Annotated in this window: 17 protein-coding genes and 1 other RNA gene; 9 read left to right on the top strand and 9 right to left on the bottom strand. The window is 63.3% G+C overall.

Translation table 11 applies throughout. The features are described 5' to 3' along the window. The first annotated feature begins 313 nt into the window (after nucleotides 1-313). Nucleotides 314-667 (top strand): ribonuclease E inhibitor RraB, encoded by a 354-nt coding sequence (locus tag ACCQ06_RS22465; RefSeq protein ID WP_316689529.1) that lies wholly within the window; start codon nucleotides 314-316, stop codon nucleotides 665-667. A gap of 60 nt (nucleotides 668-727) precedes the next feature. Here ACCQ06_RS22465 and ACCQ06_RS22460 read toward each other — a convergent pair whose 3' ends face one another. The 4 genes from ACCQ06_RS22460 to ACCQ06_RS22445 form a co-directional block, all read right to left on the bottom strand. Then, on the bottom strand, nucleotides 728-1,261 hold the full coding sequence (locus ACCQ06_RS22460; protein WP_316689528.1) for a lipocalin family protein: 534 nt from the start codon (nucleotides 1,259-1,261) through the stop codon (nucleotides 728-730). A 618-nt stretch (nucleotides 1,262-1,879) separates the two neighbouring features. After that, nucleotides 1,880-2,914: a glycoside hydrolase family 43 protein gene (locus ACCQ06_RS22455; RefSeq protein ID WP_316689526.1), complete on the bottom strand. Its 1,035-nt coding sequence runs from the start codon at nucleotides 2,912-2,914 to the stop codon at nucleotides 1,880-1,882. 33 nt (nucleotides 2,915-2,947) lie between these two features. After that, the gene (locus ACCQ06_RS22450) at nucleotides 2,948-4,435 is read right to left on the bottom strand and encodes an MFS transporter (RefSeq protein WP_316689525.1); all 1,488 of its coding nucleotides are present in this window, start codon (nucleotides 4,433-4,435) and stop codon (nucleotides 2,948-2,950) included. A gap of 241 nt (nucleotides 4,436-4,676) precedes the next feature. Continuing rightward, a complete protein-coding gene (locus ACCQ06_RS22445; RefSeq protein WP_316689523.1) occupies nucleotides 4,677-7,610 on the bottom strand; it encodes a TonB-dependent receptor in 2,934 nt (977 codons plus the stop codon). A 442-nt stretch (nucleotides 7,611-8,052) separates the two neighbouring features. On the opposite strand from ACCQ06_RS22445, the gene ACCQ06_RS22440 reads away from it, so the two are divergent. The 6 genes from ACCQ06_RS22440 to ACCQ06_RS22415 all read left to right on the top strand — a co-directional run bounded on the left by ACCQ06_RS22440 (nucleotide 8,053) and on the right by ACCQ06_RS22415 (nucleotide 17,052). Then, nucleotides 8,053-9,369, top strand: coding sequence for an MFS transporter (locus tag ACCQ06_RS22440; RefSeq protein ID WP_316689522.1), 1,317 nt, complete (start codon nucleotides 8,053-8,055; stop codon nucleotides 9,367-9,369). A 9-nt stretch (nucleotides 9,370-9,378) separates the two neighbouring features. Further along, entirely contained in the window at nucleotides 9,379-10,371 is a 993-nt protein-coding gene (locus tag ACCQ06_RS22435) for an endo-1,4-beta-xylanase (protein ID WP_316689521.1), read from the top strand. Nucleotides 10,372-10,417: 46 nt separating this feature from the next. After that, entirely contained in the window at nucleotides 10,418-11,839 is a 1,422-nt protein-coding gene (gene uxaC, locus ACCQ06_RS22430) for a glucuronate isomerase (RefSeq protein WP_316689519.1), read from the top strand. Between the two features lie 170 nt (nucleotides 11,840-12,009). Next, complete coding sequence (galB, locus tag ACCQ06_RS22425; protein WP_316692730.1) at nucleotides 12,010-14,706, top strand: beta-galactosidase GalB; 2,697 nt, start codon at nucleotides 12,010-12,012, stop codon at nucleotides 14,704-14,706. A 50-nt stretch (nucleotides 14,707-14,756) separates the two neighbouring features. Beyond that, the gene (locus ACCQ06_RS22420; protein WP_316689517.1) at nucleotides 14,757-15,938 is read left to right on the top strand and encodes an endo-1,4-beta-xylanase; all 1,182 of its coding nucleotides are present in this window, start codon (nucleotides 14,757-14,759) and stop codon (nucleotides 15,936-15,938) included. 76 nt (nucleotides 15,939-16,014) lie between these two features. After that, nucleotides 16,015-17,052, top strand: coding sequence for an SMP-30/gluconolactonase/LRE family protein (locus ACCQ06_RS22415; protein WP_316689516.1), 1,038 nt, complete (start codon nucleotides 16,015-16,017; stop codon nucleotides 17,050-17,052). A 169-nt stretch (nucleotides 17,053-17,221) separates the two neighbouring features. Here ACCQ06_RS22415 and ACCQ06_RS22410 read toward each other — a convergent pair whose 3' ends face one another. After that, nucleotides 17,222-18,262 carry a Kelch repeat-containing protein gene (locus tag ACCQ06_RS22410; protein WP_425611861.1) on the bottom strand — a complete coding sequence of 347 codons (1,041 nt, stop codon included), beginning with the start codon at nucleotides 18,260-18,262 and terminating at the stop codon, nucleotides 17,222-17,224. A 729-nt stretch (nucleotides 18,263-18,991) separates the two neighbouring features. Here ACCQ06_RS22410 and ACCQ06_RS22405 point away from each other — a divergent pair. Continuing rightward, nucleotides 18,992-19,067, top strand: a non-coding RNA gene (locus ACCQ06_RS22405) — sX9 sRNA. A gap of 111 nt (nucleotides 19,068-19,178) precedes the next feature. Here the strand turns inward: ACCQ06_RS22405 and ACCQ06_RS22400 are convergent. Both ACCQ06_RS22400 and ACCQ06_RS22395 read right to left on the bottom strand, forming a co-directional pair. Next, nucleotides 19,179-19,337 carry a DUF2256 domain-containing protein gene (locus tag ACCQ06_RS22400; protein WP_104615202.1) on the bottom strand — a complete coding sequence of 53 codons (159 nt, stop codon included), beginning with the start codon at nucleotides 19,335-19,337 and terminating at the stop codon, nucleotides 19,179-19,181. A 130-nt stretch (nucleotides 19,338-19,467) separates the two neighbouring features. Further along, nucleotides 19,468-20,571, bottom strand: a complete 1,104-nt coding sequence (locus ACCQ06_RS22395) for a type I restriction endonuclease (RefSeq protein ID WP_055854722.1) — start codon at nucleotides 20,569-20,571, stop codon at nucleotides 19,468-19,470. 248 nt (nucleotides 20,572-20,819) lie between these two features. Between ACCQ06_RS22395 and ACCQ06_RS22390 the strand changes: the two genes are divergently transcribed. Further along, the gene (locus ACCQ06_RS22390; protein WP_228323762.1) at nucleotides 20,820-21,206 is read left to right on the top strand and encodes a bleomycin resistance protein; all 387 of its coding nucleotides are present in this window, start codon (nucleotides 20,820-20,822) and stop codon (nucleotides 21,204-21,206) included. A 199-nt stretch (nucleotides 21,207-21,405) separates the two neighbouring features. Here the strand turns inward: ACCQ06_RS22390 and ACCQ06_RS22385 are convergent, their stop codons facing one another. Together ACCQ06_RS22385 and ACCQ06_RS22380 are read right to left on the bottom strand one after the other, a co-directional pair. After that, on the bottom strand, nucleotides 21,406-22,878 hold the full coding sequence (locus ACCQ06_RS22385) for a mannitol dehydrogenase family protein (RefSeq protein WP_316689513.1): 1,473 nt from the start codon (nucleotides 22,876-22,878) through the stop codon (nucleotides 21,406-21,408). Between the two features lie 91 nt (nucleotides 22,879-22,969). Then, the gene (locus ACCQ06_RS22380; RefSeq protein WP_372365901.1) at nucleotides 22,970-25,588 is read right to left on the bottom strand and encodes a glycoside hydrolase family 3 C-terminal domain-containing protein; all 2,619 of its coding nucleotides are present in this window, start codon (nucleotides 25,586-25,588) and stop codon (nucleotides 22,970-22,972) included. Nucleotides 25,589-25,639 lie beyond the last annotated feature (51 nt).

Here is a 25,639-nt window from a genome sequence, read left to right as displayed (position 1 = left end):
GCTCCGTGCAGAAGTGTGCTACCGATACATAGATGAGTCAAGATGCAGGCCTGGAATTCTCGCGCTCTTTCGGTTATCGATGCCATGCCGCAGAGGTGACGGTCAATATGCAGAAATTCCAGGCCACCGGAATGCTCAGGAAACTCAAATACGTTGGTTAGTGAGCCGATGAGTCTCGGTAGCGCAAAAAAATCAGGTTGATAAATCTTCCGCTTGCATTTGATGTCATAAGCTCAGCTTAGAGAAGACACCATATAAGCCAAGGCGCTAAGCTTCTGTATCGGCCAACCAGGCGTCACAGAGCGAATCAACCATGCAGCGGAATCCGGAGCTGTATCCTAAAGACGATAATGGCGACACCTTGTGGCACATTGCGCAGCAGGGCGTGGATCTTTCCAAGCCGCGCGAGATTGCGTTTTCAGTGGTGTTCCCGAGCAAAGAGTCTGCACTGGAATTTTCGGTGACGTTGCTGCGCTTCGAGCAGAAGGTGCGTTGCTGCCATTACCCGGAAAACACCGCGTTTCCGATGGATGTCACGGTGTACCCGACCATGGTGCCGACGTACAAGGCGATTTGCGCCTTCGAGGAGGAGTTGGCAACGGAAGCAAAGCCCTTGGGTGGATTGAACGATGGATGGGAATTTTCTGTAGACACCAAAGACGTCTGATGTGCGCGGCAGGTGCGTTGGAGCGCGTGGCGTGCGGGCTCTCCAACAGGTTAGGCCACATCAACGCGACGATTGCGGGACGCGTCGCAGGTGTGACACGTCGTAGCCCATCGCCGCAATGCGCGCGAGCGCCTGCTGATAGTCGGCATCGGAGACCTGCGGGGTCCGTGCCATATACCAGACATAATCGCGCTTGCTGCGCGCCACGATGGTCTGGGTGTAGTCGGCATCGCGCCAGGCGATGACATATTCGGCCTTGAACGGCCAGAGAAATTGCATGCTCCATAGCGCGCCGTTGCCATTCTCTGCGACTTGGCCGATCGGGTGCATGGACTTGAGCGGGGCCTGGAAGCTGCCTTTGCGGAAGGTGAAGGTGGTCTGGATACGGCCATCCGGTCGCAGCGCATAACTCTCTACTGCGTCGTAGGCTTTGCGTTCTGGACGGGTTGGAATATGTGCGATGACATACCAGTCGCCCATGAAGCGCGGCACGTCAACGCTGTCTGCGCGGGGCAGTGCGGCGCGCGGCTCGCTGCCGCTTGCATTGCCGTAGCACGCAAGGGTGAGTAAGAACAGCATCGACGCCTGGCGCATGGCAACCTCTCTCAACAGTCTCAGTGCAGGGGCATACGTTGCGACGATGCGTGTGGATGCAGCGTGCAATGCGCTGCCTATCGAAAGGCGCGGTGGGTTCCCGTTGGTTGACGGGCTCTACCCTTGCAAGGACGGCTCGGACGTATTGAAGAATGCGATGGCTGCGGTGGTCACGGGCGGTAGCAGGCAGGTTTGCACGATCTCCCACATCGTGCTCGACAACTGGCTCGCGAGCGTGACGATCAGGTGCTATGCCGGTGCGGGGTCGGGAGCGCTCTTAGGGCAACGCTGCATAAGTCTTGTCATCCCGACGGTAGCGGGAGGCCATGGACGTAAATCGCTGCCTTGCAAGGCCTTGGAGCTTCTGCGTTCGCGAGAATGACAGGCGCGGGGGACTTGATGAGCATTGCCTTACAGCGACTGACACATCACGAGCAGTCGTCAGAGGGATGTGAACGGCATACTCAGCACTGGAGTGTGCGGGTGGTTGGTGCCGCGGCCAGGACCGGCCGAGCCTGCCTGGTCATGAGCATGTCGTTCTGTCGGCCGCGCTGATGCGCATTCGGCTGGCGCCGCCTTGATGGACAGACAGCAGCGAACTTGATCGCCACCGCCATCTCACCAAGGCGAGACAGCATCTTTCCCGTACGGATAAATCGTCGCAATCGTTCCATCCGCCAGATGCTCCAGCGGTGCCATCTTGATGTTGCGCAGATGGGTCTGGCCGCCCGATACCACGGCATCGTGATAGAACAGATACCACTGGCCGTCGAAGGCGCAGATGGAGTGGTGGGTGGTCCAGCCGATCACCGGCTGCATCAGCACGCCCTGGTAGCGGAATGGGCCATACGGCGAGTCGCTGGTGGCGTAGCAGATCAGGTGCGTATCGCCGGTGGAATACGACAGGTAATAGCGACCGGCGTGGCGGTGCAGCCAGGGCCCTTCGAAGAAGCGACGGTCGAGGTCGTCGGCGCGTAGCGGGGTGCCGTGTTCGTCGAGAATGACGATCTCGCGCGTGGGTTCGGCCAGTGCGGTCATGCTCTCGTGCAGGCGCGCCACGCGCGGGCCCAGTGCGGGCGCATCGCCCATCGGTTCCTGGTTGGTCTGCGCGTAGCGGTTGTCTCGATAGTGCTGCAGCTGACCACCCCAGATGCCGCCGAAGTACAGGTAATGCGCGCCATCGTCGTCGGCGAAGACGGCCGGGTCGATTGAGTAGGTGCCGGTGATCGGTTCGGCTTCGGCGATGAAGGGGCCTTGTGGTTGGTCGCCGACCGCCACGCCGATCTGGAAGATGCCGTCGGCGCGCTTTGCCGGGAAATACAAATAGGTCTTGCCATTGCGTTGCGCTGCATCCGGTGCCCACATCTGGCGCTGGGCCCACGGCACGTCGCGCACGTGCAGCACTTCGCCCAGGTCTTCGACTGGTGCGTCGGGATGCGCCATGCGAAAGACGTGGTAATCCTCCATGCCGAAATGCGAGCCGTCGTCGCTGAAGGCCACGCCGGCATCGATGTCGTGCGAGGGATAGATGTACAGCGCGCCATCGAAGACGTGTGCGGACGGGTCGGCGGTGTAGAGATGGGTGACCAGCGGTGCGGAAATGGCGGTGCGCGCCAGCGCCTGCAGTGTGGCGGCTTGCAGTTCATCGGACATGCGCGGACCTGTGCATGAGGTGGAAGGAAGGGGTTAGGGCGACGCGAGCGGAGCGGCCTGACGGCGCACGCCCAGTTCGCGTTCGATACGGGATTCCAGCGGTTTGTCGATCTCGTAAAACACCAGTAGCGCGGTGCCGAGCAGGAACGGGATGGACGCATACACGCTGATGGCTAATCGAATGCCGTCGGTGACCGCGCCGCTTTGCTGCGGCAGCGCAGCGTCGTAGCCATAGAAGGCGAGCAGGCCGGCGACCAGTGCGCCGCCGACGCTCAGCCCGATTTTCAGGCCGCACAACATCGCCGAAAAAATGATGGCAGTGGCGCGGCGGTGGTTCTTCCACTCCGAGTAATCGGCCACGTCGGCAATCATCGCCCACAGCAGCGGGATGGTGATGCCGTAGAAAAAGCCGTGCAGCACATAGGAGCCGAATACCCAGCCGATCGCGGTGGGCGGATACACATAGAACGCTAATAGAAACAGCGTGGAAATCAGCAGTGCCCCACCAAACACATTGCGCTTGCCGTAGCGGTCGGCCAGGTGTTTGGAAAACCCGATGCCCACGATCATGGCCAGGATGCCGCCGGCACTGAACACACTGAACGCCGAGGTCGGCGCGTCTTGCGGCCACTGCAAGGCGCTCATGCCGGCACCGGTCAGCACGCTGTTGATTGCGGCAATAAACCGGTTGAATCCTGCGGCATCGAGAAAGTGGGTCAGCGCGCCCGCATCGAGATAATACTTGAAGTAGTAGATGTACATCCCGCCCTTCATGGCGAGATTGATGAAGACCAGAATGGTCAGTGCCAGCATCACCAGCCAGGGTTTGTTGCGCACCAGGTCGGTGAGGTCCTGCCGCACGCTGCTGCGTTGTTCGGCGATCGGCAGCACGCGCTCGCGGGTGGTGAAAAAGGTGATCAGAAAGCACAGCGTGCCGACCGCGGCGAACAACCCCATGGTGTTGCGAAAGCCTTGCGCCTTGTCGCCGTTGCCCAGGATCAGCACCAGCGGCAGCAGCAGGACCTGGATGATGAACTGCGCAAACGTCACCGCCAGAAAGCGATACGCCGACAAACTGTTGCGCTGCTCCATGCTGCCGGTGAGCACGCCGCTCAGCGCCGAATACGGCAGGTTGTTGGCCACGTAGACCAGCATCAGCAAGGTGTAGGTGGCGAAGGCGTAGGTGATCTTGCCGTGCTCGCCCAGCGCAGGTGTGTTGAAGGCCGCCAGCGACAGTGCGCCGAATGGCAGCGCGGTCCACAGGATCCACGGGCGAAACTTGCCCCAGCGGGTGCGGGTGCGATCGGCCAGGATGCCGATGATGGGCGTAAACACGAACGCGCCGAGCAGGCCGACCACGAAGATCAACGTGGCCGCCGCGCTCGCCGGGATGCGGAACACGTCGGTGTAGAAAAACGCCAAAAACGTCACCAGCGTCTGGAAGATCAGATTGGCAGCCAGGTCGCCCAGGCTGTAGCCGATCTTTTCGCGCACGGAGAGCTGCTGTGATCGATCGTTCATGAGGTGAGGCGAGCTCGAAGAGTGCTACGGAAAACGCCGCGGCGCGCGCTACGCCGCTGGCCGCGATCGCTCTGGATCGCGGTTGCAGGCACAGCGCCTGAAGTGTCGGGCAAAACGTCGTGTGCCGTCGCGCAGGCAGGTTGGACGGCGCGCGTCAGACGGAGTGCACGCGCAGCACGCGTGCAGTCCGAACACCCGCTACACCCGGCAACCAGCGGCGAGCGCGTCTCGATGGACACCGTCAAAACGTGCCGCGGATGCCGAGCATGACGGTGCGCCCGGGTTCGTACAGGTCGTAGGTAGCGTTGGGCCACGCATAGGTGGTGCGCAACGGCTCGTCGGTGATGTTGGTGACGTTGAGCGTGAGTTGCGGCTTGGAAGGCAACCAGTCCAGCGCGTAGCTGGCCGATAGATCCAGCTGGCCGCGTGCATCGGCATTCAGGCGTGCGTACGGGATGCCGTTCTGGTTGGCGCCGGAGATCACCATGTCGTCGTTCCAGGTGTAGGACAGGCGCACCGAGGCGGCGTTCTTTTCCCAGTACACGGTGCCGTTCCACAGATTGGGCGCCACACCGACGGCCACCGCGGGGATGCCTTCGCCTTCCGAAGATTGGGTGACATGGGTGTAGTTCACGCTGAAGCCCATGCCGTCGACCAGCTTGTCCAACGGCTGCACCCAGATCGCTTCGGTGCCGCGGATGTTGAGCACGCCATCGGCGTTGACCTGGGTCTGCACGTCCACCGTGGCGGCATTGGGGCCACCGCGCTGGTCCAGCCCGGCTTGCTGGATCGGCAGCAGGCTCTCGTAGGGCACACCAAGATCGTTGAAGGGAATGCGCCGCACGCCGTTGACGGTGAAGCCGCTGATGCGCTTGTTGAACAGCGTCAGACCCACATAGCCTTCGCCGCCGGTGTACCACTCGCCGCCGAAGTCGACATTGGTGGACAGATACGGCGCCAGGTTTGGATTGCCCTGGGTCGCGGTCTGTGCGGACGGGTCGCTGAAATTGGTGTTGGGCAACATCGCGCTCGGGTCCGGGCGCGTGAGCGTGCGCGAGCTGGACAGGCGCAGTACCACATTGTCGGCCACATCCCAGGCTGCGTTGAACGAGGGCAGGGTTTCGGCGTAATCGGAGTCGAGCACCTGCACGCGGCGGATGCCGTTGATGGTGACCGGGCCGGTGATGGTCTGGTCGGTGGTGACGTAACGCACACCGGCGTTGAAGCGCAGCGTGCGGTTCCACACTTCGGTTTCGGCATTGGTTTCGATATAGAAACCCAGGTTCTTTTCGCGGATGCCGCCGGCCGAGGCGCCGGTGTTGGCGGAGTTGGTTTCCGGGGCGGAATCGCGTAGCGCGTAATAGTTGGTGTCGCCCAGGAAACGGTTGAAATCGGCAGTGATGAAGCCGCCCGGGCCTGGCCGCAGATAACTGGCCAGGGCCGCATTCGGGATCGCCGAACCAGGGCCGCCGTTGCACACGTTGCCGCCACCGCCGCGACACACCACCTGCTCCCAGGCGATGCTGTTGTCGAAGCCGCGAATGGTGCGCTCGGCCTGGTCGTAGGCAGCGCCGATCTTGATGTTGCGCTTGTCTTCGCCGAACTGCAGATCGGCACGTCCACCACGGGTCTGGGTGACGCGTTTTTCGTTCTGGATATTGACCCGGCCGCCGCTCCAGCTCCAGCCCAGGTTCGGGTCGTTGAGATCCAGCGGGCTGCTGATCGACGGGCGGTCGTCGCCTTGGTTGCGGTAATCGACCGTGGTGAACGGCGAGGTGACCAGGATGCTGGGCGACTCGCGATCCAGCCAGCTACGCGTGGCATTGGCCTGCACGTTGAGCTTGATGTCCTGCTCGGCACCGAACAGCAGTTCGGCACCGGGATTGACGCTCCAGAACTTGACCTCTTCGCGGTATGGGCGCGCTTCCAGGAAATACTGCGCGTTGGCGAAGGTGGCGCTGGTGACTACGTTGTTCTGATCCAGCTGCATGCCCAGCGGGATCATGTTGCCGTTGCGGCCGATCAGATTCATGCTGATCCGCTCGGTGGTGCGCTTGGCTTCGGAATACAGCGTGTCCAGGTAGAAATGCATGCTGTCGGAGGGCCGCCATTCCAGCGACATCACCGACGCATCGCGGTCGCGATCGCCATTCATGTACACGCTGCGGCCCAGGCGCGGAATCAACGCATCGCTGATCTGGTCGATGCTCAAGCCCGGGTTGCGTGCCAGCAGCCATGCCGCGTCGATGGTTTCGCCGGTGGTCAAGCCGCTGCCGGCGGTGGCCGGCACGCGGTCTGGAATGCGCCAGTTGCCGCCGCCGTTGACGTTGCAGGCCGCCGGCTGATTGGTCGCCGGCGTGCCTGCAGGCGGGGTGAGCCCGCATTGGGTATAGGTGAGGCCGGGGTTGGTCCAGCCCACGCTTTCGAAGCCGCGCACGCCCAGCTTGCTGCGCACCGAGGCCACGCCGAACAACGCGCCGAGCGTGCCTGCTTCGTTGGTCCAGCTGCCCATGAAGGCGCCACGCGGGGTGGTCTTTTCGCTGGTGCTGTTCCAGTCGGCCTGCGCCTGGTAGGTGAAGTGCACGCCGGGGCGATCGAATGGACGCGCGCTGCGCATGTCCACCACACCGGAGACGCCGCCTTCGAGCATGCTGGCGGTGGGCGTCTTGCTCACGGTGAGCTGGGTGAAGAATTCGGTGGGAAACAGGTTCAGATCGACTTCGCGATTCTGGTTCTGCGCATTCAGACCGATCGAGGCGGTGGCGATGCTGGCGCCGTTGAGCGTGGTCTTGGTGAAGCTGGTGCCCAGGCCGCGGATGGCGATGTTGAGGCCTTCGCCGTTGACGTCGCGCGCCAGCTGCACGCCGGGGATGCGGTTGAGCGACTCGGCGATATTCATGTCCGGAAATTTGCCGATGTCCTCGGCAAACACGGTGTCGGCAAAGCCGACCGAGTCGCGCTTGGCATCGGTGGAAAACTGGATGCTGCGTCGGTAGCCGGAAACGGTGACGGTGTCGAGCTGGGTCACTGCGTCATTGTTGCCGGCCGTGGCCGGTGGCGTTTGTGCGGCGCTGTCGGCGTCGGTGGACTGTGCCCAGGCGGCAGTGCTGGTCATGCCCAGCAGGATGGACCCCAACGCGCAGGACAACGCGGTTCGTGCGTAGCTGTTCTTCACCGTATTCCCTTCCCTAACAGGTGAGCAGATGTCCCACGCATCGCCCCTGCGTAGGGAGTGCCGCTGCCCGGAATCGGCGCGACGATGATGCGATGGGGGAGACGGGCGATCAGTGGCGCTGGATGTTAGCGCTACCAAATTCAGAACATCACGCTGCAGGGCAGCATAGTTGCGGGGGCATAGCGCGTTGGCGTTGCCTCGCTGCCTGGCATGCGGACGAACGGTGACGACGTGCTGCAGTGCGCGATGGATTCGGGCGAGTAGCATGGTAATGGTAGCGCTATCACCCGTGGCGCAAGGCCACCTTTGTGCAGGTGCAGTGATCGATGAATCGAATCGGACAACGCGCAAGCGAGCGGCATGCGCCCGCTAATGCTGCCAGGTACTGCAGCAATTGCCGGCGTGCATGCGCGGCGGTGGTGGGCCGGCAGGAGCCGTGCCCATGAGCGATGCGCCTGCGGTCGATGCTGCCGGCGCCGGGGCGCGCCTGGGGCGGGTGCGCTGGCGCGTCTGCGCGCTGCTGCTGGCAGCGACCACCATCAACTACGTGGACCGTCAGGTGCTGGGCGTGCTGGCGCCGTTTCTGCAGACGCAGATCGGCTGGAACGAGATCCAGTACGGTTACATCGTCACCGCGTTTCAGGCGGCCTATGCGCTGGGCCTGTTGTGCAGCGGTGCGGTGATCGACCGCTTCGGGACACGGCTGGGCTATGCGTTGGCGATCGGGGTGTGGAGTCTGGCGGCGATGGGCCATGCGTTGGCCACCAGCGTGGTGGGCTTTGCGATTGCGCGGTTTTTCCTGGGGCTGGGCGAGTCGGGCAACTTTCCCGCCGCGCTCAAGACTGTGGCCGAATGGTTCCCGCGACGCGAGCGCGCGCTGGCCACCGGCATCTTCAATTCCGGCTCCAACATCGGTGCCATCGTCGCGCCGCTGCTGGTGCCGGTGATCGCCACCGCGTGGGGCTGGCAGGCGGCCTTTCTGTTCACCGGCATCTTGAGCGCTACCTGGCTGGTGGTGTGGTGGTGCAGTTACCACGCGCCCGAGCAGCAACCCGGCCTGTCGAGCGCGGAACTGGCGCATATCCGCAGCGATGCGCATGAGCCGGTGCAAGCGCGGTTGTCGTGGCTGCAGGTGCTGCGGCATCGCCAGGCCTGGGCGTTCGTGCTGGGCAAGTTCATCACCGACCCGATCTGGTGGTTCTTCCTGTTCTGGTTGCCGAAATTCCTGCATGCCGAGTACGGCCTGAGTCTGCTGCAGCTGGGTGCGCCATTGATCGTGATCTTCGTGCTGGCCGATATCGGCAGCATCGCCGGTGGCTGGGTTGCCGGGCGCTTCATCGCGCGCGGCTGGAGCGTGAACCGTGCGCGCAAGACTGCGATGCTGATCTGCGCCGTGGCGGTGGTGCCGATCGTGTTTGCCGCACGCGCAGACAACCTGTGGCTCGCGGTGGGTCTGATCGGCCTGGCCACCGCTGCGCACCAGGGCTGGTCGGCCAATCTGTTTACGCTGCCCTCGGACATGTTTCCGCGGCATGCGGTGGCCACCGTGGTGGGCATCGGCGGATTTGCCGGCGCAGTGGGCGGCATGTTGATCGCCACCTTCATCGGGTTTTTACTGCAGGCAACCGGCAGCTACGTGCCGGTGTTTCTGATGGCCGGCTCGGCCTACCTGTTGGCATTGGCCCTCGTGCATGCGCTGGTGCCGCGGCTGCAGCCGGCGCAGCTGCCTGCGGCCACCGCAACGCCTCCATCTTCCTGAGGAATCGTCATGTCCCTGCACACCGCGAGAATCGCACTGTTGCTGGCAGCAAGTATCGCATCGGTGGCGCAAGCCGCGCCGCTGGCAGCGGGCGCGTCCAAGTTTCTGGGTAGCGCCTACAGCCCGCAACAGGCGCAGGGCTTTGCGCAGTACTGGAACAAGCTCACCCCGGAAAACGGCGGCAAGTGGGGCACGGTAGAGGCGGTACGCGACCAGATGGACTGGCGCACATTGGATACCGCTTACCGGTTCGCAAAAGCCAACGGCATGCCGTTCCAGATGCATGTGATGGTGTGGGGCAATCAGCAGCCGGAATGGATCAAGAGCTTGCCCCCGGCCGAGCAGCGCCGCGAGATCGAGCAATGGTTTGCCGCCGTGGCCCAGCGCTACCCGGACATCGATCTGCTGGAAGTGGTCAACGAGCCGCTCAACGACCCGCCCAGCAAGGCCGACACCGGCGGCGGCAATTATCTGCAGGCGCTCGGCGGTGACGGCGCCAGCGGCTGGGAGTGGGTACTGCAGTCGTTTCGGCTCGCGCGCCAGCACTTTCCGCACACCAAGCTGATGATCAACGACTACAGCATCACCAACAACACGCAGGCCACGCAGAAATATCTGCAGATCGTGCGGTTGCTGCAGCGCGAACAGTTGGTCGATGCCATCGGCATCCAGGAGCATGCATTCGAGACCACGCCAAACGTGGCGATGTCGGTGCATCGCACCAATCTGGATGCATTGGCCGCCACGGGCTTGCCGATCTACATCACCGAATTCGACCTGGATGGGCCAAGCGATGCGCAGCAGCTGGTCGATTACCAGCGCGTGTTTCCGATCTTCTGGGAGCACCCGGCGGTGCGCGGCATCACGCTGTGGGGATTCCGCCCCGGCCTGTGGCGCGAGAAGGAAGCCGCCTATCTGGTGCGTGGCGATGGCAGCGAGCGCCCGGCGCTGACCTGGTTGCGCGATTACGTCGCTGCCCATCCCGGCACGCCTGCGCCCTGACGCGCGCGTTGCACGACCCATCTCAACTGTTCGGTGCCCCGACCCCATGCCCACCTCCTTCCCGCTGACCTTGCACGACGACCGCCTGTTGCCGGCCGACCCCGGCACGCGGGCGATTGCGCGCCGGTTGTATGCGCAGATCGCCACGCTGCCGATCATCAGCCCGCACGGCCATACCGACCCGGCCTGGTTCGCGACCAATGCCGCGTTCGCCAATGCCACCGAACTGTTGCTGGTGCCCGATCACTACGTGTTCCGCATGTTGTACAGCCAGGGCATCGACCTGGATGCGTTGGGCATCCCGCACGCCGATGGCACGCGCGCGCCGGTGGACCCGCGCGCGGCCTGGCGCGTGTTTGCTGCGCACTACACGTTGCTGCGCGGCACACCGTCGGCGGTATGGCTCAACCATGTCTTCCACAGCGTCTTCGAGTTGCGCATCCGCCTGGATGCCGGCACTGCCGATCATTACTACGACCACATCACCGCCGCGCTGCAGACGCCAGGTTTTCGTCCGCGTGCGCTGTTCGAGCGTTTCGCCATCGAGGTGATCGCCACCACCGAATCGCCGCTGGACACGCTGCAGCATCACGCGACCATTCGCGACAGCGGCTGGGCTGGCCGCGTGGTGACCGCGTACCGCCCGGACCCGGTGGTGGACCCGGAGCATGAGCAGTTTGCCGGTGCGCTGCAGCAGTTCGGCGCGCTTACCGGCGAAGACGTGCTGACCTGGCCAGGCTACCTGCGCGCGCATCGGCAACGCCGCGCATTCTTCGCCGCGCATGGCGCGACCTCCACCGATCATGGCCATCCCAGTGCCGCCACCGCCGACCTGTCGCCGGGCGAGGCGCAACGCCTGTTCGACACCGTGGTGCGCGGCGCTGCCACGCCGGAACAGGCCGAGCTGTTCCGCGCGCAGGTGCTGACCGAAATGGCGGCGATGAGCCTGGACGATGGCCTGGTGATGCAGCTGCATCCGGGCTGCTTTCGCAATCACAACCGGCCGTTGTTTGAGCGTTACGGGCGCGACAAGGGCGCCGATATTCCGATGCGCACCGACTATGTGCATGCGCTCAAACCATTGCTGGATCGCTACGGCAACGACCCGCGCCTGCGCCTGATCGTGTTCACCCTTGACGAAACCAGCTACAGCCGCGAACTGGCACCTTTGGCCGGCCATTACCCCTCGCTGCTGCTGGGCCCGGCATGGTGGTTCCATGACGCGCCGGAGGGCATGTGGCGCTTCCGCGAGCAGACCCTGGCCAGCGCCGGTTTTTACAACACGGTGGGTTTCAACGACGACACGCGTGCATTCCTGTCGATCCCGGCCCGCCACGATGTCGCGCGGCGCGTAGACAGCGCGTTCCTGGCCAAGCTGGTCGCCGAGCATCGGTTGGAGGAAGACGAAGCGGTGGAGGTAGCGATGGATCTTGCGTATCGGCTGCCCAAACAGGCTTACAAACTGTGATGCAACCGCTGCGTTGCGTGTGCGACAGCGATGCGACGCAGCAGCGGCGTGCAACGTCGCGTCATACGCAAGCGTGGCAGGCTGAGGTCATGACCAGCGGACAGTCGCCACGCGCTGCAACGTGGCGCAATGCCATGCGCGTTAGCTGCACCAACATGATCTGCACCGTCATGATCTGTGCCGGGCTTGCACTGCCCACCCTCGACGCCACCGCACAGACCAGCGCACCGCGCGAGCGGGTGTCGCTCAACGCGCAATGGCGCTTTCAGCGCGACGACCCGCCGGGCAATACGGTGGTGCTCGATTACGACGCGCGCCCGCAGGTGATCCGCAGCGAAGACGGCAAGGTGGCCGATGCGCGCCCGGATCAGGCGCAGCAGCTGCGCGCAGCGGCCAAGGACGTGCTCAAGCCGTGGATTCTGCCAACCGCCAACGCATTCATTGCCGACCCGGCGCAACGGCATCGACGCCCGCCCGGCAATCCCGGCAACGACGTCGCGTATGTGCAGCCGCAGTTCGACGATAGCCGCTGGCAAACCGTGGATCTGCCACACGACTGGGCCATCGCCGGGCCGTTTCTGGTCGATGGTCCGTACGGCGGGATGGGGCGTCTGCCGAGTTGGGGCATCGGCTGGTATCGCAAAACCCTGGACATTCCGGCCAGCGATCGCGGTCGCTCGCTGTTTCTCGATCTCGATGGGGCGATGTCCTATGCCACGGTCTGGCTCAACGGCAGGCTGGTCGGCGGCTGGCCTTACGGCTACAGCTCCTGGCGCGTGGACCTGACGCCGTATGCGATTGCCGGCGCGCGCAACCAGCTGGCGATCCGCCTGGACAATCCACCCGACTCGGCGCGCTGGTATCCCGGTGGCGGGCTGTATCGCAATGTGTGGCTGACCAAGACCGCGCCGCTGCACATCGCACAGTGGGGCACGCAGCTGACCACCCCCCAGGTGTCGGCGGCATCGGCACAGATCCAGCTGGCCGTGACGTTGGATAACGCTGCGCGCACTGCGGCGCAGGCGCAGGTCGGCACCGCCATCTACGTACTCGACGCGGCAACGGGTACACGCAGTGGCGATGCGGTCGCGCAGATTCCCGTAGCGCAGATTGCCGTGCCTGCCGGCGGCAGCGCCCGCGTGCAGGGCACCGTGCAGATCGAAGCACCACGCCTGTGGGGGCCACCGCCGACCCAGCAACCGCATCGCTACGTGGCGGTGACCGAAGTGCGCCAGCAGGGGCAGGTGGTGGATCGCTACGAAACCCCGTTCGGCATCCGCAGCATCGTGTTCGATGTGGACAAGGGGCTGCTGGTCAATGGCGAGCATGTGCCGATTCGCGGGGTGAACAACCATCACGATCTCGGCGCGCTCGGTGCCGCGTTCAATGTGCGCGCCGCTGAGCGGCAGTTGCAGTTACTGCAACAGATGGGTGCCAACGCCATCCGCATGAGCCACAACCCACCCGCACCGGAGCTGCTGGAACTCACCGATCGCATGGGCCTGCTGGTGGTGGACGAGGTGTTCGACAGTTGGGAGATGAAGAAGACGCCGCTGGATTTCCATCTGGTATTTGGGCAATGGCATGAGCCGGATCTGCGCGCGATGTTGCGACGCGACCGCAACCATCCGTCGGTGATGCTGTGGAGTGTCGGCAATGAAGTCGGCGAGCAGTACACCGGGCAACAGGGCGCCGCCATCGCGCGCACGCTGCACGCCATCGTGCATGACGAAGATCCGTCGCGGCCGGCCACGGTGGCGATGAACTACGCTTCGCCGGACATGCCATTGCCGGCCGCGCTGGATGTCATCAGCCTCAACTACCAGGGCGAGGGCATCCGCGATGCCCCCGAATTCGCAGGCACCGAGCGCATCCGCAAGCCGCCGCAATACCCGGCATTTCATGCGGCATTCCCGCACAAGGCCATTGTCAGTAGCGAAACCGCGTCGGCCCTGAGCAGCCGCGGCGTGTATCTGTTTCCGGTGAGCCCGGACATCAGCGCGCCGGTACGCGACGGGCGCGGCGGCGACTCGGTGGCGCATCAGGTCAGCGCCTACGAGCTGCATGCGGTGGACTTCGGCTCCAGTGCCGACAAGGTGTTTGCGGCGCTGGACCGGCACCCGTATGTCGCCGGCGAATTCGTCTGGACCGGCTTCGACTATCTGGGCGAGCCCACGCCGTATTACAGCTCGCGCAGTGCGTATTCGGGCATCTTCGATCTGGCGGGGTTTCCCAAGGATCGCTACTGGTTATATCAGGCGCGCTGGCGCCCGCAGCTGCCGATGGCGCATCTGCTGCCGCACTGGAGCTGGCCCGGCCGCGAGGGCCAGGTGACGCCAGTGCATGTGTTTACCTCCGGCGATGAGGCCGAGCTGTTCGTCAATGGTGTCTCGCAGGGGCGCAAGCGTAAGCGCGCGCTGCACTACCGGCTGCGCTGGGACGATGTGGTGTACCAGCCCGGCGAGCTGCGCGTGCAGGCCTACAAGGACGGCAAGCCATGGGCCAGCGACCGCGTGCAGACCTCCGGCCGCGCGGCGCGCCTGCAGATCACGCCCGACCGCAGCCGCATCGACGGCGACGGCCGGGATCTGAGCTTCGTCACCGTGCAATTGCTGGATCGCGACGGACGGCCTGCGCCCACCGCGGGCGACCGCCTGCGGTTTCGGATCGATGGCCCGGGCGAACTGGTCGCCACCGACAACGGCGACCCCACCAATCTGGAGCCGTTCGCTTCGCCGCAACGCAACGCCTTCAACGGGCTGTGCCTGGCGATCGTGCGGGCGAAGGCGGGCGCACGCGGCACCATCACGCTGCATGTCGAATCGGACAGCCTGGACGCCGCGCAGGCGCAGATCGTGGCGCAATGATGGGATTGCGCATGACCTGTCGCCTGCAGCACCTCACTCGGACACCTGCCATGCACACGCACCTACCCGCTGTTGCAACCCTGTTGCGCATTGCCATTGTGGGCGTCGGCGCGATCGCCGCCCTGCCCGCAGCCGCGCGTTGCGACACCGCCGCCACATCGCTCAAGCGCGCGTATGCCGACGGGTTCTTGCTCGGCACTGCGGTCAATGCCGACATCGTCTCCGGCAAGGACGCCGCGGCCGCCGCATTGGTGGCCTGCCACTTCAACGCGGTCACCGCGGAGAACGTGATGAAGGCCGAGGTCGTTGCGCCACGACCAGGCGTCTTCGACTTCCGCGCTGCAGATGCGTTCGTGGACTACGCGCAACGCAATCGCCTGATTGTGGTGGGGCATACCCTGGTCTGGCACAACCAGACCCCGGACTGGTTCTTTGTGGATGCGCAGGGCAAGCCCAATAGCTCAGCCGCGCAGATCGAGCGCATGCGCGCACACATCGCAGGCGTGGCCGGGCGCCACGTCGGCAAGGTGCAGGCCTGGGATGTGGTCAACGAGATCATCGACGAAGACGGCGGTTACCGTTCCACCAACTGGGTACAACGCGTGGGCGATGGCGACACCGTGGTGCGCAATGCGTTTACCTTTGCACAGCGGTATGCACCGGACGCAGAGCTCTACTACAACGACTTCAACGCATGGCGGCCGAGCAAGCGCGACGGCATCGTGCGCATGGTCAGGATGCTGCAGCAATCCGGCATTCGTATCGACGGTGTCGGCATGCAAGGCCATTGGGGGCTCGACTATCCCAGCCTGCGCGATATCGAAGATGCCATCGATGCGTACGCCGCGCTCGGCATCAAGGTCATGATCACCGAGCTCGACGTGGACGTGCTGCCGCTCACCAGGCAAGGCCAGGTCATCGGCACCGGGCTGGCGCACAAGCAGTTCCAACTACCGGAATTCAAGCGCTTTCTCGACCCCTACCGCGATGGACTGCCGCCTGCCGTGCAGGCGCAACTGCGCGACCGCTACGCGGAGTTATTTGCGCTGTTCTGGCGCAAGCGCGGCAAGCTTGCGCGCGTAAGCGTGTGGGGCGTCAGCGACGGCATGTCGTGGAAGAACGATTACCCGGTGCCAGGCCGCACCAATTACCCGCTGCTGTTCGACCGCAATCACCAGCCAAAACCGGCGCTGGATGCGGTGTTGGCGGTGCCTACGAGTGCTGGTCGATAGTCGCGCTCGCCAGGACGCGCGCGAGCCTGCACACGCAAGGTGGCATGATGCACCACCTGGATTTTTGGACTGTCCGATGCGCTTGCCGTCCTATCTGTTGTTGGCCGTTCCGTTGTTGGCGATTGTCGCTGCCTGCACCAAGAAGGATCCGCCGCCGCCGCGCTTCCCATCCATCGGGCAGGTGGAAATCTTCGATCGCCGCTTCAGCGATGTGGTTGCCACAGATGCGCGTGTCGAGAAGCTCACCGAAGGCTTCACCTGGTCCGAAGGCCCGGCATGGGTGCGCAACGGCGGCTATCTGTTGTTTACCGATGTGCCGGAAAACAAGCTGTATCGCTGGTCCGAACAGGCCGGCCTGTCGGTGTTGCTGTCGCCCTCGGGCTATGTCGGCCCGGAGCAGGCCACGCTACGCGAAGCCGGTGCCAACGGACTGTATGCCGAGCCCGACGGCACCGTGTTGCTGGCCGACTCCGGCACCCGCATCGTCGCCAGGCTCGACCCGGCCACACGCAAGAAAACACCGCTGGCTACCAGCTTCGATGGCAAACGCTTCAATAGCCCGAACGATGTGGTCCGTCGCACTGACGGCGTGGTGTTCTTCACCGACCCGCCGTACGGCTTGAAAGATTTGAACGACTCGCCGGTCAAGGAGCTGCGCTTCAACGGCGTCTATCGGCTGGACACCGATGGCAGCGTACATCTGCTGGACGACAGCCTGCGCTTTCCCAACGGCATTGCGCTCTCGCCCGATGCGCGCACCTTGTACGTGTCCAATTCCGATCCGGAACGGCCGATCTGGATGGCGTATGCGCTCGACGCCCGTGGCGCGGTCACCAGCAAGCGTGTGTTCGCCGATGCCTCGGATCTGGTGGGCAAGGACTCGCCAGGCCTGCCGGACGGCATGGCGGTGTCCGCCGACGGCCACTTGTTTGCCACCGGCCCCGGCGGCGTCATCGTCTTCAACCCGGCCGGCCAACGCCTGGGCCGCATCGAAACCGGCGACGCCATCTCCAACTGCGCCTTCGGCAACGACGGTCACACGCTCTACATGACCTCGCACGCGATGCTGACACGCGTACGGGTCAAGGCGCTGGGGTTGCAGTTTGCACGGTAGTACCTATCGGGCGACCAAACCTTGGCCCATCCAGTCGCCGCTCTTGTAGGAGCGGCCTTGGCCGCGATGGCGCGTTACCTATATCCCTGCATGACAAGTAGCCCTGCATGACCAGTCGCTTTCCCTTCAAGCCACTCCTGCGATTCGACGCGGCTGTCGCCCACGCTGCTTAGCGCATGGCGTCCGCGTCATCCAACACCAACACATCATCCAGCTCCGGCCCACCACCCCGGTTGCCGCTGCCCGCAACGATGTAGAGATCGTCGCCGACTGCTGCGGCCTGCGTGCCGTGACGCCCTTGCGGGAGTGCGGCCAGCGCTGTCCAGGTGGATCTGGCCGGATCGTAGGCTTCTACCTCGTCGTGCGCCTTGACCTGACGCATGCTCTCGCCGCCGATGATCAGCAGCTGGCCATTGCGCACGATGGCGGCGGTGCCCGCACGCTGCGTCGGCAAGGCCGCCGGCGCGACTGACCAGGTGCCGCGTTGAATATCGTAAATATCCACTTCCGGAATCGTCTGCGCAAGGGTATTGCCGCTTTCATGCGCGGACCTGCGCCCACCGGCGGCATACAGCTTGCCGTCGAGTACTGTCGCATGAAAATGGTCGCGTGCGTGCGGGGCGTCGGCCAGCTGCGTCCACTGCTGGGTCTTGGTGTCGAAGGCGTCGAGCCACGGCACATAGCCGCTCATGTGCCCGCGCGTGTTGCCGCCCACCAGATACAGCACGCCCTCATGCGCAACTGCGCCTGCCGCACCACGCCGACGGTGCGCGGGAATCTCCGGCCCCACCTGCCAGGTGTCGGTCTGCGGATCGTAGATCAGCAGGTGGGTCAGCGAGGCTTCCTCCGGGTAATCGCCGGTAAATCCGCCGACAAAATACAGCTTGCCCGCCACCACCACTGCCTGCGCATGGCTCACCATCAGCGGTGGCGCACTGCCTTGCGACCAGCGACGCGTTCGGGTGTCGAAGATGTCCAGTGGCCGCTGGTCGCGCCCGCCGATCAGATAGAGCCGCTCGCCGATGGCCACCATGCTGTTCTCGTGACGCGCATGCGGTGTGCTGTCGGCGCGGATCTGTTTCCAGCTCTCGCCTGCACCGATCTGATTGTGCGATGCACGCTCTACAGCACACGCGTCATCGACCGACAGTGCAAGGAGCGGCGCGGCGAGTGCGACGGCAGTGACGACGGCGAGTAACGACCGTTTCAAGGCATGTTCCCTCCGATGACAACGTGTGATCGAGTGTATCGGCACGACGATGCCACGTCTTCGCTGCGAGCAGGCTGATCCGCAAGTGATCGATCGCGGTTCGCTGCGCTATTCAAGGTGGTCAGCCTTTCGCGAGCATGCAGCGGAGCGGATCTCCTTCTGTAGTGAGGAAGGTTGCCAAGAAAGCGGCAACCAAGAAGACGGCCAGCAAGAAGGCAGCATCCAAGAAAACAGCACCAGAGAATGTACCTGCCAAGCAAGCGGGCGTTCGCAATAGCCTGGCAAAGAAACGTATTAACGCGTGTAGTGCAAAGACGAGCGGCGCGAAAAAACAGCGCCTTGGATCAAGCCCAATCCGGTCAAAAAGTCGGCCTCAACGTTGCTGTCTCCTGCCCAAAAAGCCAAAAAGCGCGCCAAGGCAGCCGGCCGGCCGTATCCGAACCTGGTCCACAATATGGCAGTGGCCAGCAAGCGCAGCAGCACCAAGTGTGCGAGCAAGTCGAGTACGGCGAAGAAGGCGGCAACAAAGCGTTAGCGGTTGTCAGTGGATACCCGTCATCGCGTCACGCTGCGTCAGCGTCAGACGCGTGGCCGCAGCGGAGTAGCGTAGCGGCCTTATCAGGCAAGGCGGCCGGCAAACGTTACCAGCAGTCGTCGTCTGGGCATTAGAGCAGCTAACAAAACTACTGTGCAGCCGCCAGGCGGGCGCGGCCGGTGCTCGGAATCCTCATGTACCACCCGTACACTCCGGTTCCTCCGCGCCGTCCACACCCACCTGACGACTGCTCGCTACGTTTTGTTAGCCGCTCTTAGTGGCGGGTACGGCGCGACGCAACTTCAGCGGACGTATGCGGCATACCGATCCGAGCACCGCCCCTGCCTGTTCGCCGACAGCGCACGCGGCCTGCCAGCCGCGCTAAGGCGCGGGTCGGTGCCGCTTGCTATCGCCGCGGCATCGATCCGAGCAGTACTTCACCTCGTCCCAGACCTTCTCCCACTTCTTGCGCCAACGGAATGGCCGCCCGCATTGCACGCACACCTTCTCCGGCAGATCCTGCTTTTTGCGCATTGCCATGGCGATGGTGGTAACGCATGTCCTGGTGAAAACGGAGGTCAAGCATGTCACAGGTCCACAAAAAATTTGCTAGCGGAGCCTGAGGAAGGTAGATGAATTAAGAGAGGTGTCGACCTCCTCAAAGGAGCAACTACGCCTCTTGTGGTAGATAAGCAACAACCGCTTCCTTGATCCTGTCGGCTAGACCATAAATATCATCAATCGAGCTGATATCGATCTGTTCCTCCTCCTTATTCTGATTGAATACGCCAATCCGCAACTTTTGAAGATTATTGAAGCGGAGTCTGCAAATAGGTTTTCGGTTGTTATCGTCAAGAAGAACTGCGCAATAACTTTGTGCATCTCTCATGAAGACTCGCTTTCCAGGCACGAGTTCACGCACGATGGCGCGGACAACATGAAATCCCTCGATTTCCTCTGGAGTGGTAACTACCATGGCGTCAGACGAAAGGTTTGATGCTGCCGATGCAGCCTGCTCGGGAACAATAGTTGGAGTGTGCTCATTGATAGAAATTGCCTCGGGCGCCATCGCACCCTTCAGTCTTTCATTGATCCTTTCGCTGACAAGCTGCTCAAAGGCTCTGCGTGTAATGGTTGTGAACTGTTCTCGTATGGCAGGTGTGAAACGTCGACTTCCAATAAGCTCAGCTGAGACCAGTTTGACGAAATCTTCGGTTGGCTGATGCATCAATTCCGCAAGTCGTGTCTGAATGGCTCGCGTGTACTTTAATTCGTTGGCGGTCGTCAGGATTGTGTCAAGATCGAAAGCTGACTTGGCAAATTTCTTCAGTTCTTCAACGTCGCGATCCTTGAAGTCCAGCACGTTGAATTCGAAGAATGGCTTTTCATCCATCTTGTTCGGCTGCTCCAGGTCCGTAAAGAACCGATAGACCAAACCGTTTGTAAGCACTCCAAAACGTGCTGCAGTAACGTGGAAATAGCGAAAAAGTTGACTGGCGTGATTAATGCTTAACTCTGCTCCAGCTTTCTTGCATTCAAATAAAATGATGGGTTTTCCATCACGAAGAATTGCGTAATCTACTTTCTCTCCCTTCTTCGTTCCAACGTCAGCTACGATTTCCGGTGTGACTTCTAGGGGATCAAAAACGTTGTAACCTAAAATCTGTATAAGAGGCATCACCATGGCATTCTTGGTGGCTTCTTCTGTCTGAATCAATGCTCGTGTTGTGCTTATGCGCGTTGCCAGAACACGTAATTGATCAACAAAATCCATGTGGCTTGCTCCGTTCCCCGTTGTTTTTGTCTTCTACCACAGCCTGCGTTGACATGGGAAGTCGCCAACTTTTAATAGATGAGGTCGCTTAGTTCTTTACCGCTCTCACAAAGAGTGATCGCTCGACCCTTCTCTATTGAGTAGCTGTGCTCCTGAGATGCCTGACATTGTCAGCAGCCCTGTCGTTATGTCAGTTGCTGGCGGTGTAGTCTTTGGTGGTGTCCAATTGCGTCATGAAAGAGCAAATCATGATCCAGCTTTCAGAGCATGACCAAACCATCCCAATCCTGCCCAGCCGCTCGATTGCGCAGACGCTGACGTTCTATCGGCGGCTCGGGTTTGAGGGCGATGCGCATCCGCATGATGCGGGATACGCGATTATGCGGCGTGGTGCTGTGGAGCTGCATTTCTTTGCGCATCCGGATCTCGACCCGGCTGCTTGTTATGCGGGGTGCTATCTGCGGGTGGGTGATGTGGATGAGATCTACGCGGCGATGCAGTCGGCGGCACTTCCGCAGCGCGGTGTTCCGCGGATCGACCCGGTGGGCGACAAGCCTTGGGGGATGCGCGAGTTTGCGATTGTGGATGAGAGCGGCAATCTGCTGCGGATTGGTCAGGTCATTGCAGCCGGGTAACCGGGCAGGGATTTACGACGCTGGAGCATCGGATTCGCCTCCCATCGACAGCGCTCGACGGCAATGCTGACGCTGGTGCCGCGTCAGACTGCATGCCTGCTGATCTGCCATCGCTTAAGGCAGTAGCGCATTGCGCATCGCAGCGCTTTCAAATCGACGGCCGACACATCGCTGGCCGAAATGGCACCCAGCGCATCCGCTAGGCAATACGCATCGCGACAAGCGCTTTCTCCACGGCGTGCGGTGTCGCGGCACCCAGCGCTGCATATGCGCTAGTCAGCGCTGCAGAAAACCGCACATCTGCAGACAACGGTGCGAACACGGCATCCAGCTTGAGAAACAAGGCGATGTCATGGCCGGCATCGCCGGTTGCTTCGCGTCCCAGCGCGCTGAGCGCCTCGCTCAAGGGGTCGAACAGCACGGTGCCGTTGTGCGCCTGCCTGCGAATGAAGTGCAGCCACGCGGCCACTGGCAGGCAGAGGCGATCGATCGGTTGGCCTGCAGCGAGCGCGTCGCCGATCGTGGAAAGCAGCCGCACGGGAAGCTTTTGCGAGCCGTCCCAGGCGATCTGTGCCAATAGATGGCGGATGGCGGGATTGCGGAACCGCGCAAGGATGGCATCGCTGTAGCGCTGCGCGTCGAAGCCCGGCATGGGCTGCAGGGTGGGGGCGATGTCCTGGCGCATCAGTGTTTCGACAAAAGCTGCCAGTGGCGGCTGACGCATGGCGTCGGCCACGGTGTCGCGCTCCAGCAAACTGCCGAGGTAGGCGAGCGCGGAATGCGGGGCGTTGAGCAGGCGCAGCTTGGCGCGTGCGTAGCCGGCGATGTCGTCGCTGAGGGTGACGCCTGCGCGTTCGAAGGCGGGGCGTCCGTTGCAGAAGCGGTCTTCGATCACCCACTGGCTGTAGCGCTCGCGCTGGATTGGCCATGCATCGGACTGACCGAGCTGCGCTTGCACCTGCTGGCGCACTGCATCGTCGGTGGCTGGCGTGATGCTGTCGACCATCGAACACGGAAAGCTGACGTGCTGGTCGATCCACGCCGCAAGCGCGAGATCGTGCTGGCCTGCAAGCGTCACCACCGCGCGACGCAGCAGGCTGCCGTTGTCTGCCAGGTTGTCGCAACTCAGTGCAGTGAACGGTGCGATGCCGCGCTGCATGCGCTGTTGCAGGCCGGCCACCAGATAGCCGATGGCGCTTCGGGGTGTGGCAGGGCTCGCGATGTCGTGCACGATATCGGGGTGGCTCAGATCCAGCGTGTCGCCGGCCAGGCAGTAGCCTTTTTCGGTGATGGTGAGCGTGACCAGGCGCACTGCCGGGTCGGCGAGGCGTGCGAGCACGGCGGGGTGTTCGTCTGCAGCGCATAGCACTTCGCAAATGGAGCCGATGACGCGCAGCTGCGGCCTCTCGTCGAGCAGGGCGAGTGTGTAGAGACCATCCTGCGGACGCAGGGCGTCGCGCACCTGCGGGCTGTGCAACGAGACGGCGCTGATGGCCCAACCGGGATCGGTGGCAAGCAGGTCATCGATGTAGACCGCCTGATGCGCGCGAAAAAAAGCGCCAGCGCCCAGGTGCACGATACCGATGGTGGTGGCTGCAGTGTCGTAGCCGGGCGTGACCACGGTGGGTGGCAGGGCGGCGAGTGTACTGCGTGACAAGCGTGGCGTTGGCATATGGGTTTCTGCGAGACGTGTTGCCTGGTTAGGGCGCTTGGGGCCGTACCCTCACCCCAACCCCTCTCCCGGTGGGAGAGGGGTGAATGCCTTACTCTTTGTCGATGGTGAAGGTTTTTTTGGCGCGGATGTCGCTGCTGGAGGCACCAATCTGCACTTCATACGTACCCGGATCCACGGCGTACGACTTGCGCTGCTCGTCGTAGAGACGCAGGTCGGTCTGTGGGGTGATGGTGAAGCTCACCTCGCGGTGTTCGCCCGGTTGCAGGGTGATGCGCTGGAAGCCGCGCAGCTCCTTGCCGGCACGTTCGCGCTGCGGTGCGAGTGGGTGCAGGTAGAGCTGCACCACTTCGTCGCCCGCACGTTGACCGGTGTTTTTCACAGTGATGCTGGCGCGTAGCGTGCCGTCGGCTGCGACGGTGGTGCGATCCAGGCGCAGGTTCGAATACGCAAATTGCGTGTACGACAGGCCATGGCCGAACGGGTACAGCGGTGTGCCGTTGAAATAGCGATAGGTGCGGCCGCGCATGGCGTAATCATCGAAGGCCGGCAAGCGCTCGTTTTCCTTGTAGAACGTGATCGGCAGGCGACCGCCGGGATTGGCTTGACCAAACAACACATCGCCCACCGCGCTGCCGCCGCGTTGGCCGGGATACCAGGCCAGCAGAATTGCGGGGATGTGCTGCTGCGCCCAATCGATGGCCAGTGCCGAGCCGGTGGTCAGCACCATCACCACCGGCGTGCCGGTGGCCTGCACTGCCTGCAGTAAGTCACGCTGCGGTTTGGGCAGGCGCGTGTCGGTGCGGTCGCCACCGGCAAAGCCGGGGTAGTTGACGTCCATCTCTTCGCCTTCGACATCGCCAGTGAGCCCGCCGACGAAGACCACCACCTCGGCGTTACGCGCGGCGTCTACCGCTTCCTGCAACGGTGGCTTGGCGCCGGGCATGCGCCAGGCCAGACGCACCCCGGCATCGCGGGTGGCTTCGTAATACTCCACGCGCAGGTCGTAGGCCTTGCCGGCTTCCAGGTGCACGCTGGCATTGCCGCTGCGCATGCGCGGTGCATCGCTCCACTGGTCGATCAGTAACTTGCCATCCAGAGATAGCCGCACGCCGTCATCGGCGGCGATCTGCAGTTCGTAATCGCCGGTGACCGGCGGCAACAACTGGCCGTGCCAGCGCACGCTGAAGTCGTCTTTCTCCAAGGCCTGCCCGGGTTGCAGTTCGCCACGGCCCAGCGCATCGTCGGTCGGCGCATTGCGGTCCCAGCGGAACGCGATACGCGGGTCGATGCGGGTGAGCACCGGTTGCCCGGCCAGGCTGCGGCCCTTGAAGTATTCACCGGTCAATCCGTTTTGCTTGGCATCGGCGGCCGGACGCAGATAGCGCGCCTCGATCGGCGCGGCGGCGTTGGGGTCTTCGCGTCCTTCCACCAGATCGCTGCCGCGCGCATACACCACCTGCGCCTGTGGCGCCGCATCGCGAATACCTTGCAGGATGGTGACCGGCGCGGCAGGCGTGCCGTAGTAATTGCCCAGCAGCGACATCGGGTCGTCGGCGGTGGGGCCGACCACGGCGATGCGTTTGAGCGTGGATTTGAGCGGCAGCAGGCCATTGTTTTTCAGCAGTACCAGCGATTCGCGCGCGGTGCGGCGTGCCAGTGCATCGTGCTGCGGCGATTGGTTGGCCGATGCGGGAATCTGCGCCCAGGGCACCTTGGCCGGTGGGTCGAACATTCCCAAGCGCATGCGCGTGGTCATCAAGCGCTTGAGCGAGGTATCGATGGTGGCTTCGTCGATCAACCCGGCGCGCACCGCCTTGGGCAATGCCGCATAGGTGTCGCCACAATCCAGGTCGGTGCCATGTTTGACGCCCAATGCGGCAGCAGCCTCTGACGTGGGCACGATCTTGTGGTTCTGCCAGATGTCGCGGATCGCCGCGCAGTCGCTGACGATATAGCCATCGAAGCCCCAGTCGTTGCGCAGGATGCCTTCCAGCCGCGTGCTGGCCGAGGCGGACTCGCCGTTGACGCGGTTGTAGGCGCCCATCACCGCGGCCACATGGCCTTCCTGCACCAAGGCCTGAAAGGCCGGCAGGTAGGTTTCATACAGATCGCGTTCGCTGGGATGCACATCGAAGTGGTGGCGGTCGGCTTCCGGGCCGCTGTGCACCGCGTAGTGCTTGGCGGTGGCATCAAGCTTGCGATACGCGCCCTGCTGCGCCTGCAGGCCTTGCACGAAGGTCACGCCCATGCGCGCGGTGAGAAACGGATCTTCGCCGTAAGTTTCCTGGCCGCGGCCCCAGCGTGGGTCGCGGAAGATGTTGATGTTGGGCGACCAGAACGTGAGCCCTTGGTAGCGCTTGTGCTCGCCGCGCGCTAGAAAGGCGTGATGTTTGGCGCGCGCTTCGTCGCTGATGGCGGTGGCCACTTCGGCCATCAGCGGGGTGTCGAAGGTGGCGGCCAGCCCGATCGCCTGCGGAAACACCGTGGCGCCACCGGCGCGCGCCACGCCGTGCAGCGCTTCGTTCCACCAATCGTAGGCGGGCACCTGCAGGCGCGGGATGGCCGGCGCGGCGTTCTGCATCTGCGCGGCTTTTTCGTCCAGCGTCATGCGCGACACCAGGTCGGCGGCGCGCGTCTCGAACGGCAGTTGGGTGTCCAGATACGGCGGCGGTGTGGCCGCCTGGGTGGTGCCGCTGGCAACGGCAATCGCCAGCAGCAGGCTGGCGGCCAGGGCGCGGCGCGGGGCGGTGGTGGAACG

The sequence above is a fragment of the Xanthomonas sp. NCPPB 4467 genome (assembly GCF_041475665.2).
GTDB classification, from domain to species: domain Bacteria; phylum Pseudomonadota; class Gammaproteobacteria; order Xanthomonadales; family Xanthomonadaceae; genus Xanthomonas; species Xanthomonas dyei.
This window is presented reverse-complemented; position numbering and strand designations above follow the sequence as displayed.

Excerpts from the sequence above, each read along its gene's own strand:
- ACCQ06_RS22465 (WP_316689529.1), top strand. The coding sequence starts at position 314 with ATGCAGCGGAATCCGGAGCTGTATCCTAAAGACGATAATGGCGACACC.
- ACCQ06_RS22460 (WP_316689528.1), bottom strand. The coding sequence starts at position 1,261 with ATGCGCCAGGCGTCGATGCTGTTCTTACTCACCCTTGCGTGCTACGGC.
- ACCQ06_RS22455 (WP_316689526.1), bottom strand. The coding sequence starts at position 2,914 with ATGTCCGATGAACTGCAAGCCGCCACACTGCAGGCGCTGGCGCGCACC.
- ACCQ06_RS22450 (WP_316689525.1), bottom strand. The coding sequence starts at position 4,435 with ATGAACGATCGATCACAGCAGCTCTCCGTGCGCGAAAAGATCGGCTAC.
- ACCQ06_RS22440 (WP_316689522.1), top strand. The coding sequence starts at position 8,053 with ATGAGCGATGCGCCTGCGGTCGATGCTGCCGGCGCCGGGGCGCGCCTG.
- ACCQ06_RS22435 (WP_316689521.1), top strand. The coding sequence starts at position 9,379 with ATGTCCCTGCACACCGCGAGAATCGCACTGTTGCTGGCAGCAAGTATC.
- uxaC (WP_316689519.1), top strand. The coding sequence starts at position 10,418 with ATGCCCACCTCCTTCCCGCTGACCTTGCACGACGACCGCCTGTTGCCG.
- galB (WP_316692730.1), top strand. The coding sequence starts at position 12,010 with ATGATCTGTGCCGGGCTTGCACTGCCCACCCTCGACGCCACCGCACAG.
- ACCQ06_RS22420 (WP_316689517.1), top strand. The coding sequence starts at position 14,757 with ATGCACACGCACCTACCCGCTGTTGCAACCCTGTTGCGCATTGCCATT.
- ACCQ06_RS22415 (WP_316689516.1), top strand. The coding sequence starts at position 16,015 with ATGCGCTTGCCGTCCTATCTGTTGTTGGCCGTTCCGTTGTTGGCGATT.
- ACCQ06_RS22400 (WP_104615202.1), bottom strand. The coding sequence starts at position 19,337 with ATGGCAATGCGCAAAAAGCAGGATCTGCCGGAGAAGGTGTGCGTGCAA.
- ACCQ06_RS22395 (WP_055854722.1), bottom strand. The coding sequence starts at position 20,571 with ATGGATTTTGTTGATCAATTACGTGTTCTGGCAACGCGCATAAGCACA.
- ACCQ06_RS22390 (WP_228323762.1), top strand. The coding sequence starts at position 20,820 with ATGATCCAGCTTTCAGAGCATGACCAAACCATCCCAATCCTGCCCAGC.
- ACCQ06_RS22385 (WP_316689513.1), bottom strand. The coding sequence starts at position 22,878 with ATGCCAACGCCACGCTTGTCACGCAGTACACTCGCCGCCCTGCCACCC.